This window comes from Phenylobacterium sp. (assembly GCF_036264965.1).
Taxonomy (GTDB): Bacteria; Pseudomonadota; Alphaproteobacteria; order Caulobacterales; family Caulobacteraceae; genus Phenylobacterium.
In genome coordinates this window covers 37537-52956 of sequence record NZ_DATAPY010000034.1, presented here as the reverse complement: position 1 = coordinate 52956, position 15420 = coordinate 37537, and the positions used below count along the sequence as shown (strand labels likewise).

Below are 15420 nucleotides of genomic sequence, written 5' to 3'. Positions count from 1 at the left end.
AGGGGGAACATGCGCTCGTGCAGGAGTTCGCGCATCACCCCGATCGAGGGGGTGTGGTCCCAGTGGCGCGCCGGGGTGGGGTTGATCCACACCACGCTGTCCCAGGTCTTGGCCGCGCGGTCGATCCATACCGCGCCCGGCTCTTCGTTCCAGTGCTCCACCGAGCCGCCCGGATAGGTGATCTCATAGGGGCTCATGGTCGCGTCGCCGACGAAGATCACCTTGCAGTCGCGCGGGAACTTGTTGAGAATTTCCCAGGTGTCGAGCTTCTCGGCATGGCGGCGCCGGTTGTCCTTCCACACCGTCTCGTAGAGGCAGTTGTGGAAGTAGTAGAACTCCATGTTCTTGAACTCGGTGCGCGCCGCGCTGAATAGCTCCTCGCAGACCTTGATGTGGCTATCCATCGAGCCGCCGATGTCGAAGAACAGCAGCACCTTGAGCGTGTTGCGGCGCTCGGGCTGCATGACCAGGTCGAGATAGCCCTTGTTGGCGGTCTCCTTGATCGAACCGCCGATATCCAGTTCGTCCGGCGATCCCTGGCGGGCGAACTTGCGCAGGCGGCGCAGCGCCACCTTGATGTTGCGGGTGCCGAGCTCGACCTGGTCGTCGAGGTTCTTGTACTCGCGCTTGTCCCAGACCTTGATCGCCTTGCCGTGGCGGCCCTTGTCCTGGCCGATCCGCACGCCCTCGGGGTGATAGCCGTTGGCGCCGAAGGGCGAGTTGTTGCCGCCCTGGCCGCGCCCCTGGCCTTCCTTCTCGTCGCTTTCGGCCTGTTCTTTGGCGCGCTTGGCGAGCGCCTCCATCAGCGCCTCGAAGCCGCCCATGGCCTCGATCTGTGCCTTCTCCTCCTCGGTGAGGAACTGGTCGGAGAGCTTCTTCAGCCACTCGGCGGGGATGTCGACGGCGACGTCGTCGCCCATCCGCTCCAGGCCCTTGAACACGTGGGCGAAGACCTGGTCGAACTTGTCGATATTCTTCTCGTCTTTCACGAGAGCCGCGCGCGACAGGTAGTAGAAATCGTCCACCGAGCGGTCGATGACCTGCTTGTCCAGGCCCTCCATGAGCATCAGGTATTCCTTCAGCGTCACCGGCACCTTGGCCTGGCGAAGCTCTGTGAAGAAACGCATGAACATGCGGCGAGACCCTGCGCGACGAACGTCTGTTTGAACGCCGAGGATGCGGCGTCGGATGCGCGATGTCCAGTTCCCTCCCCGTCCTGGGGAGGGTGGCGACCCCGGACTTGATCCAGGGGAGACGGGCGGGGAAGTGTGGGCCGGCGTGCTGAGTCAGCATTTGAACGCGACTACCCCACCCGGATTGCTTCGCGATCTGTCCCTCCCCGCTAAGGGACGGAGGAGCGCCGCTCGCTGTCCAGCATAGCCATCTGCGCCTCGGGGTAGCGGGTTCCCGCCGCGGCGTCCTTGGGAACGGCGCGCTCAAGTGTCGCGACCTCGTCGGGCGTCAGGGGACGATCCAGGGCGCCTAGGGCCTCCGCCAGGCGGTCGCGGCGGCGCGCGCCGACCAGGGGCACGATGTCGTCGCCCTTGGCCAGCGCCCAGGCGATGGCGGCCTGGGCGGGGGTCAGGCCGAGCTTGGCGGCCTCGGCGCGGAGCACCTCCGCCAGGGCCAGGTTCTTTTGCAGGTTCTCGCCCTCGAAGCGCGGGCTGTGGGCGCGGAAGTCGCCGGGCGCGGAGGTGTTGCTGGTGGCGTGGCCGCTGATCAGGCCGCGCGACAGCACGCCATAGGCGGTGATCGCGATCCCCAGCTCGCGGGTGACGCCCAGGATCTCGTCTTCGAGGCCGCGCGAGATCAGGGCGTATTCGATCTGCAGGTCGACGATCGGATGCACGGCGGCGGCCTTGCGGATGGTGGCCGCGCCCACTTCGGAGAGGCCGATGTGGCGCACGTAGCCGGCCTTCACCAACTCGGCGATGGCGCCGACGCTATCCTCGATGGGCACATTGGGGTCGAGCCGGGCAGGGCGGTAGATGTCGATATAGTCCGCGCCGAGGCGTTGCAGGCTGTAGGCGAGGGCGGTCTTCACCGCCGCAGGGCGGCCGTCGAAGCCCAGGAAGGCGCCGTCCGGGCCGCGCTGGGCGCCGAATTTCACGCTGAGCAGATAGCTGTCCCGGCTGACGCCCTTCAGGGCCTCCCCGAGCAGCATCTCGTTGTGGCCCATGCCGTAGAAGTCGCCGGTGTCGATCAGGTTGATCCCTGCGTCGAGGGCTGCGCCGATGGTGGCCAGGCTCTCCGCCCGGTCGGCGGGGCCGTACATCCCCGACATTCCCATGGCGCCCAGGCCGATCGCCGAGACCTCCGGGCCAGTCTTACCGAGTTTGCGCATTTCCATCTGGGACCTCCTGTCCGGCCGGATCGCCGGTGTAGCCCGCCAATTAGCCCTGACCCGCCGCGCGAATAAGCCGTATAATGCTGCACGGACTGTGCGGGATGCCGAACAATGGATCGCATCGACCTCGTCGCCCTGGATAGCTTCTCGGCCATCGCCCGGCACGGCAATTTCAGGCGCGCGGCGATCGAGCGGGGCGTCTCGCCGTCAACGCTCAGCCAATCGCTTCGGGACCTGGAGACCTCGCTGGGCGTCCGGCTCCTGAACCGCACGACCCGCAGCGTGGCGCTGACGGAGGCGGGCGCCGCCCTTCTGAAGACCCTGCAGCCGGCGTTGGGTCAGATCGCCGCTGCGGTCGACGAGGCGCGGTCAGCCCAGGACGAACCTTCCGGACCCTTGCGGATCAATGCGCCGGAGCCGGCCGTCGACCTGGTGCTGGCGCCGATGGTCGCCGACTTCCTAGCCGCCTATCCGGCCGTGCGTCTGGAGATCATCTCCGAGACCGGCCTAGTGGACATCGTGGCCAAGGGCTTCGACGCCGGGGTCCGCTGGGAGGAGAGCCTGGCGCAGGACATGATCGCCGTGCCGCTGGGCCCGCCGCAGCGCTACACGGTGGCGGCGACGCCCGAGGTGGTCGCCCGCTATGGCGCGCCGCAGCATCCCAATGAACTCCTCGACCGGCCCTGCCTGCGGGTGCGCTTTCCCAGCGGGGCGCAGCCGCCCTGGGAGTTCGAGCGGAACGGAGAGGTGGTGAAGGTGGCGGTGCAGGGGCCGCTGATCACCTCAAGCCCGGCGTTGTTGCTGCGCGCGGTCCTGGACGGCGCGGGCTTCTACGCGTTCTTCGATGGCGTGGTGGCGCCGTATCTGGCGTCCGGCCAGTTGGTGAGCGTACTGGACGACTGGTCCGAGCCGTTCTCGGGGCCGCTGCTCTACTACCCCAGCCGCCGCTATCCGCCCTCGGCGCTCAGGGCCTTCGTGGCCTTCATCCAGGAGCGGCGACGGCGCGAGGGCTGGTAGTCAGCGCTTGCCGAAGGCCCGCAGGAAGGTGCGCGTGCCTAGCGCTGCCTCGGCCTCGATCTGCTTTTCGGTGAGCTCGGGAATGGCGTTGCAGAGCCGGGCCTTGAAGTAGCGGTTCTGCGTCAGGCCGAGGAAGGCGTAGGCGGCGTCCAGCGGATCGTCGAGGTCGAGGTGGCCATCCCTGGCCATGCCTTCCAGAAGTTCGGCCACCCGCTCGGCGCCCTTGCGCGGGCCGGCGTCATAGAAGATGCGGCCGATCTCGGGCGACCGCTCGGCTTCGGCGGCGATCAGGCGGAAATTCTTCAGGTTGAAGTCGGTCAGCATGCGGGTCAGGTAGGCGCGTGCGATCCGCCGCAATGTGGTCTCCGGCGTCTCGTCGGCGAGCGGGGCGGCGAAGATTTCGTCCTGCCAAAGGCACCGCCGTTCGACATAGGCGTTGAACAGTTCGTCTTTACTTTTGAAGTAGTTGTAGAGCGTGCCCTTCGATCCGCCGAGCCGGGCGGCGATGACTGACATCGACGCGTTGGCGAAGCCCTCTTCCAAGAAGACACCCTGCGCCACATCTAGGATCAGCTCACGGCGCTGATCGCGGTCCAGCTTGGTTTTCGCTAGTTGCATCTTTTTTCCAACCGTACGGTATGGTCAGTCTTGACGCGCCACCGTGGCGCTCGCTATATCGTCGCTCACAATATATGACCGTACCGTACGGTATGACAAGAGTCGGCAGAATGACCCGTCACCGCACACTCCCCGCTCTGCTCCTCGCCGCCAGCGCGCTGAGCGCCTGCGCCACGTTGCCGCCGTCCGCGCCCGCGAAGGTGGCCAAGGCGCCGGCCAGCTACGCGGCAACCCAGGCCCTGGCCCTGGCCGGGCCCACCCGCGACTGGCCGGGCGATGGCTGGTGGATGGCCTATGGCGACACGCAGCTGAACGGCCTGATGGCCGAGGCTTTGGCCGGATCCCCGACGCTGGCGAACGCCGAGGCCCGCGTGCGCAAGGCGCAATCGATCGCCGCCGCTCAGCACGCCGCCAGCTTGCCGAACGTCACCGGCGACGCCTCCATCGAGCAGCAGAAGCAGAGCTACAACCTCGGCATTCCCGCGCAGTTCGTGCCCCAGGGCTACAACTGGTATGGCCGCCTGGCGCTCGACTTCAACTGGGAGCTCGACTTCTGGGGCAAGAACCGCGCGGCGGTGGCTGCGGCGGTTTCTGACACCAGAGCCGCCGAGGCCGACGCCGCCGAGGCGCGGCTGGTGCTGTCGACCAATGTCGCCGCCGCCTACGCCGATCTGGCGCGGCTCTACGCCGAGCGCGACGTGGCGGTCCGCGCCCTCGACGTGCAGAGTGAGACCTCGAAGCTGGTGGCCGACCGCGTCATCAACGGCCTCGACACCCTGGCCGAGCAGCGCCAGGCCGAGGCCGACCCACTGCAGTCGAAGGCCGATCTGGCGGCGATCGACGAGCAGATCGCCCTGACCCGAAATAGCCTGGCCGCGCTCGCCGGCGCCGGTCCTGACCGCGGCCTTAGCTTGGCCCGCCCGAGTCCGGCGGCCCTGAAGCCCCTGGGCGTGCCAGCCGAGCTGGCCGCGAACCTGGTGGGCCGCCGCCCCGATGTCACCGCCGCGCGCTGGCGCGCCGAGGCGGCCGTGTCACGCATCAAGGGGGCCCGCGCCGCCTTTTATCCTGACGTGAACCTCGCCGGCTTCATCGGCGCCCAGGCGTTGCATCTGGACAAGGTGTTCGCCTCCGGCTCCGACATCGGCTCGATCGGCCCGGCGATCAGCCTGCCGATCTTCGAGGGCGGACGCCTGAAGGCCGGCCTGCGCGGCGCCGAGGCCGATCGCGACGCGGCGGTGGCGAGCTACGACGCCGCCGTCACCGAGGCCTTCCGCCAGGTGGCCGATGTGGTGGCCTCCAGCCGCGCCCTGCAGTCGCAGCTCGCCGACAGCCGCGCGTCGCTGGCCGCCAGCGAGGACGCCTTCCGCATCGCCACCCTGCGCTACAAGGGCGGCCTCGCCACCTATCCCACGGTCCTGCTCGCCGAGCAGGGCGTGCTACGCCGCCGGCGCACCGTGGCCGACCTCGACGCCCGCGCGCTGACGCTGGACGTGGAACTCGTCCGCGCCCTCGGCGGTGGCTACCACGCGGCCGCTTGATCCAACCAACCCGCAACGACCCGCCACGCGTCTTCAAGGACCACCCCGATGTCCAACACCGCCACTCTCGACAAGGCCCCCGCCACCGGCGCTCTGGGCATCGGCGTCCAGGTCAACGCAGCCAAGGCGCGCCGCCGCACGCAGCTGATCTGGCTCGCCGTCGTGGTGGTCGTGGGCGTCGCGCTCTACGGCCTCTACGCCCTGATCTTCTCCGGCAAGACGGTGGCGACAGACAACGCCTATGTCGGGGCCGACGTCGCCCAGGTGACGCCGCTGATCGCGGGACCGGTCGCCAAGGTGCTGGTGCGTGAGACCGACGCGGTGAAGGCCGGCCAGCCGTTGATCGTCCTCGACGACGCCGACGCAAAGATCGCCGTCGCTCAGGCGCAGGCGGCGCTGGGTCAGGCGGAGCGCAAGGTGCAGGGCTACGACGCCAACGACGCCGCGCTAGCCGGCCAGCTCAGCGCCCGCGACGCCGACATCGCCCGCGCCCGCTCCGACCTCGACCGGGCCAAGACCGACCTCGACCGCCGCCAGGCGCTGTCGGCCTCTGGCGCCGTCTCCGGCGATGAGCTGACCAACGCCAAGAACAGATACGCCGAAGCCCAGGCCGCGCTCTCCCAGGCCCAGGCCAGCCGCGCCGCCGCCGCCGGCAACCGCGAGGCCAACCACGTTTTGATCGCCGGCGTCAGCCTCGAACAGAACCCGGAGGTCGCCGCCGCCCGCGCGCGCCTCGACGCCGCCCAGCTGACGCTCGACCGCACGGTGCTGAAGGCGCCCATCGGCGGAATCGTCTCCAAGAAGCAGGTGGAGGTCGGTCAGCAGGTCGCGATCGGCGCGCCGCTGATGGCCGTGGTTCCGGCGAGCGAGGCCTATGTCGACGCCAACTTCAAGGAAGTTCAGCTGAAGAAGGTGCGGCCCGGCCAGCCGGTGACCTTGACCTCCGACCTCTATGGCTCCGGCGTGAAGTTCCACGGCCGGGTGCGCGGTCTCTCCGGCGGCACCGGTTCGGCCTTCTCGCTGATCCCGGCCCAGAACGCCTCGGGCAACTGGATCAAGGTGGTGCAGCGTCTGCCGGTCCGCATCGATCTCGACCCGAAGGAGCTGGCGCAGCACCCCTTGCGGGTCGGCCTCTCTATGAAGGCCGCCGTCGACATCTCCGGCGCGAATTAGGCCTCAAGGCTCACGGAGACGACGGCCATGGCCGACGACGCACAATCCGCCCAGAAAGCCGGGGGGGCGGCCGCCGCGGCGCCCGTCGGCGGCCCGGTCCTGCCGGCGGCGATGACCGGCTCGCTGCTGGCGATCACCTCCATCGCCCTGGCGCTCGGCACCTTCATGCAGGTGCTGGATACGACCATCGCCAACGTCTCGATCCCGACCATCTCAGGCAATCTCGGCGTCTCGACCAGCCAGGGCACCTGGGTGATCACCTCGTTCGCCGTGGCCAACGGAGTCTCAGTGCCGCTCACCGGCTGGCTGATGATGCGCTATGGGGTGGTGAAGACCTTTGTCAGTTCGGTGGTGCTGTTCACCATCGCCTCCTTCCTCTGCGGCGTATCCTGGAACCTGCCGTCGCTGATCATCTTCCGGGTGCTGCAGGGCGCGGTCTCCGGACCGATGATACCCGGCTCTCAGGCCTTGCTGATCATGATCTTCCCAGCGACCCAGCGGGGGACCGCACTCGCCATCTGGTCGATGACCACCCTGGTGGCGCCGATCTGCGGGCCGATCCTCGGGGGCTATATCTCGGACAATATCTCCTGGCCGTGGATCTTCCTGATCAATGTGCCGGTGGGGATCGTCTGCACCGTGATCTGCTGGCGCAACATGATCAGCCGCGAGACCCCGACGCGTGTCGTGCCCATCGATCGCACCGGCTTCTTCCTGCTGCTGACCTGGGTCGGCGCGCTTCAGGTCATGCTCGATACCGGCAAGGACGCCGACTGGTTCAACTCGCCGGCGATCGTCGTGGAGGTGATCATCGCCATCATCGGCTTCATCGCCTGGGTGATCTGGGAACTGAACGAGCAGTATCCGATCGTCGACCTGTCGCTGATGAAGTCGCGCAACTTCCTGATCGCCACCGTGGTGACCTGCATCGGCTTCGCGCTGTTCTTCGGGGCGAACCTGCTGAGCCCGCTCTGGCTGCAGACCCGGATGGGCTACATCGCCACCTGGGCCGGCCTGGTGGCCGCGCCATCCGGCGTGGTGGCGGTGTTCCTGACGCCCTTCGCCGCGCGGTTGATGAATCGGGTGGACGCCCGCTGGACCGCCAGCGTAGCGCTGGCCGCCTTCGCCCTCTCGTTCTACCTGCGCTCGCTGTTCACCACCGACGTGGACTTCATCGCCCTGGTCATCCCGAGCCTGGTCCAGGGCGTGGCCATGAGCGTCTTCTTCGTCTCCATGGTGACCCTGACGCTGAACGGGGTGCCCGGCCATCAGGTGCCGCAGGCGTCGGGCCTCTACAACTTCGCCCGGCTCACCGCCGGCAGCTTCGCGGCCTCGCTGGTGTCCACCGTCTGGGAGCAGACAGCCACCCTGCATCAGAACCGGCTGTCCGAGGTCATGGGCGCACAGGATCCGGCCTTCGTCGGCGCGGTCAGCCAGTTGCAGTCCGTAGGCCTGTCGGCGCAGCAGGCGGTGGGCGCGGTCACCAACCAGGTGGTCAACCAGGCCTATCTCCTGGCGACCGACGACATCTTCCGCATCGCCGCGGGGATGATGATCCTGCTGATTCCCTGCGTTTGGCTGACCAAGAAGGCGCTCGGCGCCGGCGCGACCCACGCCGCGGCAGATTAGGCGCAGCCCTCCGGGGCCTTGAGTTTGCGCCAGACGGTCATGCGCGAGACGCCCAGGCGCCGGGCGATTTCCACGGGGCCGACGCCGGCGCGTTGCAGGTCGCGGATCTCCTGGGTCGCCGCGGGGCGCCGTGGACGCGCCGTCAGGGGCTCCAGCATCGCCACCGCCTCCAGCGCCGCGCGCAGGGCCGGTCCGCCGGGGCCGCGGCTGGAGAGGGCAGGGTCCAGCACCTGCAGGCTGGCGCCGCGTCGCTCCAGCTGTTCCAGGACCTCCAGCATGGCGCGACCGCCGTCGCCCAGCTGGTCCAGCCGGGTGACCACCAGCTCGTCGCCTGCGCCGATCGTCCCGAGGATCGAACGCAATACCGCGTCGCCCTGACGACCGGGCGCCGTCACCGCTTCGGTCCGCACCACCTCGCAGCCGAGCGCGCTCAGCCGGGCGGCCTCCGCCGTCGGATCACCCCCGAACTCAGCGGGCCCGCGCCGCAGATAGCCGATCCTGAGCATGCTCCCCGTCGCGCCTGACCGCCGAAATGGCTTGGGCGACAGAATCCCAAAAGCAGAGCTTCACGCCAAGGGCTGATTGGTTAAATCCCGGCAATATTTCACCGGATCTCTAGGTGAATCAGGCGAAATTGTGTTCGTTCGACGCCGAATTCGCGGTCAGGGTGGCAAAGTTCACCCCATTTCGCCTAAGAATATATTCGCGGTCGACTGTAGCGCCGACGGCGAAGCCGTATTCGCCCACCTTGGCGAAGCCCTGGCGGTCATAGAACCGCTGGGCCCGGTGGTTCTCCGACCAGACGCCGAGCCAGACCGCGCGGGGGCCGTCAGCCTGCAGCCAAGCCAGGGTTTCGGCGAACAGGCGCGCGCCCAGGCCGCCGTTCTGCCAGGCCGTTTTCAGATAGATGCGCTTCAACTCGCCGCAGGCTGGCGTCACCTCCGGATGCGGCAGGCCGCAGGGGCCGGCCAGGGCATAGCCGATCACTTCGCCGTCCGCCTCGACGATCCACGAGGCCTTCGCGGGATCGGCCAGGTCGGCGACCGTGCGTTCAAGGTTGTAGGCCTCGGCCAGGAAGGCCTTGAGATCGTTCGGCGGATAGAGGTGGCCGAAGGTCTCGACGAACGTGGCCGCGCCGATGTCGGACAGGGCTTGCGCGTCAGCGGGACCGGCGCGACGGATCGAAGGTTCAGGCATCGGCGACCGTGGAATCTACGCTAGGATGAGGCATGACTGTCGCGCTCTACACCCATCTGGACATGCTCGACCACCGTCCGGGCGACCGCCACCCTGAGCGGCCCGAGCGGCTGGCGGCGGTGACCGCGGCCCTGGCGGACAGCGACCTCGGTCTCGCGCCCCGCGACGCGCCGCTCGTCGACGACGCTGACTTGGCGGCGGTCCACGGCCAGGCCTACCTCGACGCGATCTTCGCGGCGCGGCCGGGGCAGGGGCGGCTGAAGCTGGACGAGGACACCTTCATGTCGGCGGGCAGCCTGGCCGCCGCGCGCCGCGCCGCCGGCGCCGTGGTCAGCGCCGTGCGCGACGTCGCGGCCGGCGAGACCCAGCGGGCTTTCTGCGCCGTGCGTCCGCCGGGCCACCACGCCGAGCCGGGCCTGCCCATGGGCTTCTGCATCTTCTCCAACGTGGCGGTGGCCGCCCGCGCCGCCCAGGCGGCGGGCCTCGGCAAGGTCGCGGTCGTCGATTTCGACGTCCATCACGGCAACGGCACGCAGGCCGCCTTCAACGGGCGCGACGGCCTGTTCCTCGCCTCGATCCAGCAGTGGCCTATGTGGCCCGGCACCGGCCATCCGGACGAGCCGGTGGCGCCCAACATCGCCAACGCCGTCTCGCCGGAGGGCGCGCCTCGGGAGGTATGGCGCAAGGCCTTCGAGAGCCTGATGCCGCGGGTCGACGCCTTCGCGCCGGACCTGATCATCGTCTCCGCCGGCTTCGACGCCCACGTCCGCGATCCGCTGGGCGGCGGGGGCCAGGCGCTTGAGGCCGAGGACTTCGCCTGGGCGACGCGCGCCATCGCCGACGTGGCCAACCGCCACGCCAAGGGCCGGGTTGTGTCCTCGCTTGAGGGCGGTTACGACCTGCAGGCTCTGGGCTCGTCGGCGCTAGCGCATGTGCGGGCCCTTGCCGAGGGGTAGGCCCATTCTTGGGGGTAAGGGACCGACGGGTGAGGGGCTGGACGTCAGCCGTTCGGATGGACTGGCCCACGCCTTGACCGGTGAGCCTTCCGTTGCGCCGAAGTCCGACGCGCCCGCGATGGGCGCTATCACCCTGGCGCGCCACGGCGAGCCGGCGCTGTCGCGCAAGGTGAAACTGTCGGCCAAGGAATACCGCGACTTCTGGGGCCGCTACGAAATCATGGGCCTGCTGCCCGGCCAGACGCCGCCGGCGGCCTTGAGCGGCTTCGTCAGCCGCTGCGACCTGCTGATCTCGTCGACCCGCCCGCGGGCCGTCGAGAGCGCCGAGTTGGTGGGGCAGGGCCGGGATTTCGCGCGCGACGACCTGCTGATCGAAGCGCCCCTGCCGCCGCCCAACTGGCCGTCGTGGATCCGCCTGTCGCCGCGGCTGTGGGGCTTCTTCGCGCGGTTCTGGTGGTGGTTCTTCAACCATCATGAGGGCCAGGAGTCGCGCCGTGAAGCCGAAGCCCGCGCCGACCAGGCCGCGCTGAAGCTGGACGCGCTCGCGCGCGAGGGACAAAGCGTCGTCGTCCTCGCCCACGGCTTCTTCAATATGATGATCTCGCGCTCGCTGCGGCGCCTCGGATGGCGCCAGACCGTGCGCGAGGGCTACAAATACTGGTCGACGCGGCGCTTCGAGCGGTTCTAGGAAGACGCCATGTCCGAACCTGCCGACATCGCCACCCTCAGCTTCGAGCAGGCCCTGGCCGAGCTTGAGCAGATCGTGGCGCGGCTGGAGAGCGGCCAGGCGCCGCTGGAAGCCTCTATCGCCATGTACGAACGCGGCGCGGCCTTGAAGGCCCACTGCGAGACGCGGCTCGAGGCCGCGCGCCTGCGCGTGGAGAAGATTGTCGTGGGCGCGGGCGGCGCGCCGGGAGTCGAGCCCGCCGAGTTCAGCTGATGGCCGCCGGTCCCCAAGTTGCGCCGCTCGCCCAGCGCGTAGCTGCGGCCGCCGACCTGGTGACGGTGGCGCTCGACGAACTCTTGCCGCGCGCCGAGGGACCGGAGGCCCAGCTCACCGAGGCGATGCGCTATTCGGCGCTCGGGCCGGGCAAGCGCCTGAGGGCCTATTTCGCCATCGAGACCGGCAAGATGTTCGACGTCGCCGAGCGTTCAGCCCTGCGCGCGGCCTGCGCGCTGGAATGCATCCACGCCTACAGCCTGATCCACGACGACCTGCCCAGCATGGACGACGACGACATGCGCCGCGGCCGGCCCAGCCTGCACAAGGCCTATGACGAGGCCACCGCGATCCTGGCCGGCGACGCCCTGCAGACGGCGGCCTTCGAGATCCTGGCGCACCCCGACACCCATGCCGACGGATCGATCCGCGCCGAGCTGGTCATGCGCCTGGCCCAGGCTTCCGGCGCCAGGGGCATGGCCGGCGGCCAGATGATCGACATTCTGGGGGTCCGCGACGACCTGGGCGGCGTTGCGCGGATGCAACGGTTGAAAACCGGCGCCCTGATCGCGTGCGCCTTCGAGTTGCCGCTGGCGCTGGCGCGGGCCAAGGATTCGGAGCGCCACGCCATGATGGCCTTCGCCCACGACCTAGGCCTGGCTTACCAGATCGTCGACGACCTGCTGGACGCCGAGGGGGACGCGGCCACACTCGGCAAGGCGGTGGGCAAGGATGCGGCCAAAGGCAAGGCTAACTTCGTCACCCTGCTTGGCGTCGCCGCGGCGCGCGAGCGGCTGACCCTGCTGACCGAGCAGACGAAATCGCATCTGGAGCCCTTTGGCGTCGCGGCCGAATTCCTGCGGGCGAGCGTCGATTTCGTGTTAGAGCGCCGGAACTAGTTCCTGCCCGCGGTCCGCTTTGCCCATGCCCACCACTCCGTTGCTCGACACCGTCAAATCGCCCGCCGACACGCGCGGGTTGTCGATCGCCGAGCTTAGACAACTGGCGGATGAGCTGCGCGCGGAGACCATCGACGCGGTCTCCCAGACGGGCGGACACCTAGGCGCAGGCCTGGGCGTCGTCGAGCTGACGGTGGCCCTGCATCACGTCTACGACACGCCCAAGGACATCCTGATCTGGGACGTCGGCCACCAGGCCTATCCGCACAAGATCCTCACCGGCCGGCGCGATCGCATCCGCACCCTGCGCCAGGGCGGCGGGCTGTCGGGCTTCACCAAGCGGGCGGAAAGCCCCTACGACCCGTTCGGCGCGGCGCACGCGGCGACCTCGATCTCGGCGGCCCTGGGCTTCGCCGCGGCGCGGGACCGGAAGGGCGCGGACAACCGCGTCGTGGCGGTGATCGGCGACGGGTCGATGAGCGCCGGCATGGCCTATGAGGCGATGAACAACGCCTGCGAGACCACCCAGCAGCTGACCGTCATCCTCAACGACAACGACATGTCGATCGCCCCGCCGGTGGGTGGGATGAGCGCCTACATGGCTCGCCTGGTCTCCGGCGGCGGCTATCAGTCGCTGCGTAAGGTCGGCAAGACGGTGGCCCGCGTGCTGCCCAGGCCGATGCAGGAGGCCGCCCGCAAGGCCGAGGAATTCGCCCGCGGCATGGTCACCGGCGGCACCCTCTTCGAGGAGCTGGGCTTCTACTATGTGGGCCCCATCGACGGCCACGACATGGACGCCCTGGTCCACGTGCTGAAGAACGCCCGCGAGATCACCGACCGCCCGGTGCTGGTCCACGTGGTGACCCAGAAGGGCAAGGGCTATGCGCCCGCCGAAAGCTCGGCCGACAAGCTGCATGCGGTGGTCAAGTTCGACGTGGTCACCGGCCAGCAGGCCAAGGCCCAGGCGAGCGCGCCCAGCTACACCAAGGTGTTCGCCCAGGAGCTGATCAAGCGCGCCGAGATCGACCCGAAGATCGTGGCGATCACCGCGGCCATGCCGTCGGGCACCGGCCTCGACCTCTTCCAGCAGCGTTTCCCGGAGCGGACCTTCGACGTGGGCATCGCCGAGCAGCACGCGGTCACGTTCGCTGCAGGCATGGCCGCCGACGGGATGAAGCCGTTCGCGACGATCTATTCGACCTTCCTGCAGCGCGGCTACGATCAGGTGGTGCACGACGTGGCGATCCAGCGCCTGCCGGTGCGTTTCGCCATGGACCGCGCGGGCCTGGTGGGCGCCGACGGCCCGACCCACGCCGGCTCCTTCGACATCGGCTTCATGGGCGCACTTCCCGGCATGGTGCTGATGGGCCCGGCGGACGAGGCCGAGCTGGCCCGCGCCGTCGCCACGGCGGTCGAGATCGACGACCGCCCGTCCGCCTTCCGCTATCCGCGCGGCGAGGGCACGGGCGTCGAGATCCCGGCGCTGGCCGAGCCCTACGAGATCGGCAAGGGCCGCATCGTGCGCGAAGGCACGGCGCTGGCCATCCTGTCGTTCGGCACGCGGCTGGGTGAAGCCTTGAAGGCCGCCGACATGCTGGCCGCCCGCGGCCTCTCCGCTACCGTCGCCGACGCCCGTTTCGCCAAGCCCCTGGACGTCGAGCTGGTGCTGCGCCTGGCCCGCGAGCACGAGGCCCTGATCACGGTGGAAGAGGGTGCGGTCGGCGGCTTCGGCGCCTTTGTCCTGCAGACGCTGGCCGAACACGGCGCGCTGGACCGCGGCCTGAAGGTCCGCCCGCTGGTGCTGCCCGACGTCTTCCAGGACCAGGACAAGCCCGAAGTTATGTACGCCCAGGCCGGCCTCGACGCTGAGGGCATCGTCCGCGCGGCCCTGGCCGCGCTAGGCATGGACAACGCCGTGGCCAAGGGCTGGCGCGCCTAGGGCGTCTTGTCCCGCGTTGCTCGCACCGTCCCGCCGTCGACGCCCACCATCGTCAGGCCACTCTTGTCGAACGTGACGTTGAGGTCCGAGGTCGGGGCATAGAACCGGTCGGCGCCGTTCTGCTGCAGCGGAACCTGCGGGATTCCGCTGACCTGCCCGGCCAGATCGCCCCTGGATTGGCGGGTGATGGTGACCTTGCGGCCGTCCGGTAGGCTGTAGACCCCAAGATAGCGCGCAAGCACCTCGGGCGTCAGCACGGTCTGGCTCGCGCCCAGGGCCATGGCCGGCGGCAGCACATGAGGGAAGCCGTCAGTGACCAGGCGTGGATAGTAGGAGAGGTGAGTCTCGCCGGCATAGAGCTGGGTCTTCAGGATCACGCCGGGTTTCGATGTCATCGCCGCCATCAGCCCGCTGAAGCCGTCGGTCATCTGGCTGCTGCCGCCCGGGACCATCCAGCCTTCCTTCTCGCCAACGCTCAGATAGACCCGCTGGCCATGGGCGTGGGCCATGGCGGCGGCGACGCGCGCGGCGACCGGCGGATCGGCCCAGACCGAGGCGCTGCCGATCACATAGCCGTAGAAGGCGTCCGGTTTGTCGGCGAAGACGTTGGCCGCGAACAGGCCTCCGAACGAGTGGCCGAACAGCACCGAGCGCGCCGGGTCGGCGGGGAATTTGGCCTCGACGAATGGCTTGAGGTCCTCCAGCAGGAAGGCCTCGAAGGCCGCGCCGCCGCCGCCGATGGTCACGCCGTCCTGGGTCAGCTTGTTGTGCAGCAGGTCGGTGTTGCGGAACAGGGTCTGGCCCGGCAGATACCCGACGCTGACGATGATCGCCGGCTCCATCGCCCCGGTGTTGCCGAGCAACATCCCCTGTGGCCCGGCCAGGCCGTAGCCGCTGTCGAGCGCATAGATCGCCGGTAGCTTCTGGCCGGGTAGGAAGACGGTCGCCGACGGCGTGTTCACCGTCACCGCGAAATCGCGGCCGATGCGGTCGGAATGCAGCACGAAGCGGTTGTAGCCGGGCTGGATGGGCGGGTTTTCGGACACCACCTTCAACGCCTCGGCGGGCGCCGGCGACGCGGCCAGCGAAAGCCCCAGCGCCAGGATCACGGCCGTCAGTCGGCGCATCTCGCGTTCCCCCCGCCCGCGATGGGCGAAGGGGAAACTA

The 15420-nt window shown here is 69.0% G+C and carries 15 protein-coding genes; 9 read left to right on the top strand and 6 right to left on the bottom strand.

The genetic code is table 11. From position 1 onward, the window contains the following. Both VHS75_RS04680 and VHS75_RS04675 read right to left on the bottom strand, forming a co-directional pair. Positions 1-1133: VWA domain-containing protein (locus VHS75_RS04680; RefSeq protein ID WP_329637446.1), on the bottom strand; the 1133-nt coding region annotated here is incomplete at its 3' end. 209 nt (positions 1134-1342) lie between these two features. Beyond that, positions 1343-2350 (bottom strand): aldo/keto reductase, encoded by a 1008-nt coding sequence (locus VHS75_RS04675; protein WP_329637445.1) that lies wholly within the window; start codon positions 2348-2350, stop codon positions 1343-1345. A gap of 108 nt (positions 2351-2458) precedes the next feature. On the opposite strand from VHS75_RS04675, the gene VHS75_RS04670 reads away from it, so the two are divergent. After that, a complete protein-coding gene (locus VHS75_RS04670; RefSeq protein WP_329637444.1) occupies positions 2459-3364 on the top strand; it encodes a LysR family transcriptional regulator in 906 nt (301 codons plus the stop codon). On the opposite strand, the gene VHS75_RS04665 is transcribed toward VHS75_RS04670, so the two are convergent. Beyond that, on the bottom strand, positions 3365-3982 hold the full coding sequence (locus VHS75_RS04665; protein ID WP_329637443.1) for a TetR/AcrR family transcriptional regulator: 618 nt from the start codon (positions 3980-3982) through the stop codon (positions 3365-3367). A 110-nt stretch (positions 3983-4092) separates the two neighbouring features. On the opposite strand from VHS75_RS04665, the gene VHS75_RS04660 reads away from it, so the two are divergent. Genes VHS75_RS04660 through VHS75_RS04650 form a run of 3 tightly spaced genes read left to right on the top strand, consistent with a single transcriptional unit; the run spans position 4093 to position 8322 of the window. Continuing rightward, positions 4093-5520 (top strand): efflux transporter outer membrane subunit, encoded by a 1428-nt coding sequence (locus tag VHS75_RS04660; protein WP_329637442.1) that lies wholly within the window; start codon positions 4093-4095, stop codon positions 5518-5520. A gap of 48 nt (positions 5521-5568) precedes the next feature. After that, complete coding sequence (locus VHS75_RS04655) at positions 5569-6693, top strand: efflux RND transporter periplasmic adaptor subunit (RefSeq protein ID WP_329637441.1); 1125 nt, start codon at positions 5569-5571, stop codon at positions 6691-6693. A 27-nt stretch (positions 6694-6720) separates the two neighbouring features. Continuing rightward, positions 6721-8322, top strand: coding sequence for a DHA2 family efflux MFS transporter permease subunit (locus VHS75_RS04650; RefSeq protein ID WP_329637440.1), 1602 nt, complete (start codon positions 6721-6723; stop codon positions 8320-8322). Here VHS75_RS04650 and VHS75_RS04645 read toward each other — a convergent pair. Both VHS75_RS04645 and VHS75_RS04640 read right to left on the bottom strand, forming a co-directional pair. Then, a complete protein-coding gene (locus VHS75_RS04645) occupies positions 8319-8828 on the bottom strand; it encodes a recombinase family protein (protein ID WP_329637439.1) in 510 nt (169 codons plus the stop codon). The two genes, VHS75_RS04650 and VHS75_RS04645, sit on opposite strands and share 4 nt — an antisense overlap. A 118-nt stretch (positions 8829-8946) precedes the next feature. After that, the gene (locus tag VHS75_RS04640) at positions 8947-9519 is read right to left on the bottom strand and encodes a GNAT family N-acetyltransferase (RefSeq protein ID WP_329637438.1); all 573 of its coding nucleotides are present in this window, start codon (positions 9517-9519) and stop codon (positions 8947-8949) included. Between the two features lie 32 nt (positions 9520-9551). Between VHS75_RS04640 and VHS75_RS04635 the strand changes: the two genes are divergently transcribed. From VHS75_RS04635 to dxs, 5 genes are all read left to right on the top strand, one after another. Then, positions 9552-10475: a histone deacetylase family protein gene (locus VHS75_RS04635; RefSeq protein ID WP_329637437.1), complete on the top strand. Its 924-nt coding sequence runs from the start codon at positions 9552-9554 to the stop codon at positions 10473-10475. Between the two features lie 118 nt (positions 10476-10593). After that, positions 10594-11163, top strand: coding sequence for a histidine phosphatase family protein (locus VHS75_RS04630; protein ID WP_329637436.1), 570 nt, complete (start codon positions 10594-10596; stop codon positions 11161-11163). A gap of 9 nt (positions 11164-11172) precedes the next feature. Then, the gene (locus VHS75_RS04625) at positions 11173-11415 is read left to right on the top strand and encodes an exodeoxyribonuclease VII small subunit (RefSeq protein WP_293369339.1); all 243 of its coding nucleotides are present in this window, start codon (positions 11173-11175) and stop codon (positions 11413-11415) included. After that, positions 11415-12314: a farnesyl diphosphate synthase gene (locus VHS75_RS04620; protein WP_329637435.1), complete on the top strand. Its 900-nt coding sequence runs from the start codon at positions 11415-11417 to the stop codon at positions 12312-12314. The genes VHS75_RS04625 and VHS75_RS04620 overlap by 1 nt, the downstream gene beginning before the upstream one ends. 25 nt (positions 12315-12339) lie before the next feature. Further along, positions 12340-14253: a 1-deoxy-D-xylulose-5-phosphate synthase gene (gene dxs, locus VHS75_RS04615; RefSeq protein ID WP_329637434.1), complete on the top strand. Its 1914-nt coding sequence runs from the start codon at positions 12340-12342 to the stop codon at positions 14251-14253. On the opposite strand, the gene VHS75_RS04610 is transcribed toward dxs, so the two are convergent. Continuing rightward, on the bottom strand, positions 14250-15380 hold the full coding sequence (locus tag VHS75_RS04610) for an alpha/beta hydrolase (protein ID WP_329637433.1): 1131 nt from the start codon (positions 15378-15380) through the stop codon (positions 14250-14252). The genes dxs and VHS75_RS04610 overlap by 4 nt on opposite strands. Positions 15381-15420: the final 40 nt, after the last annotated feature.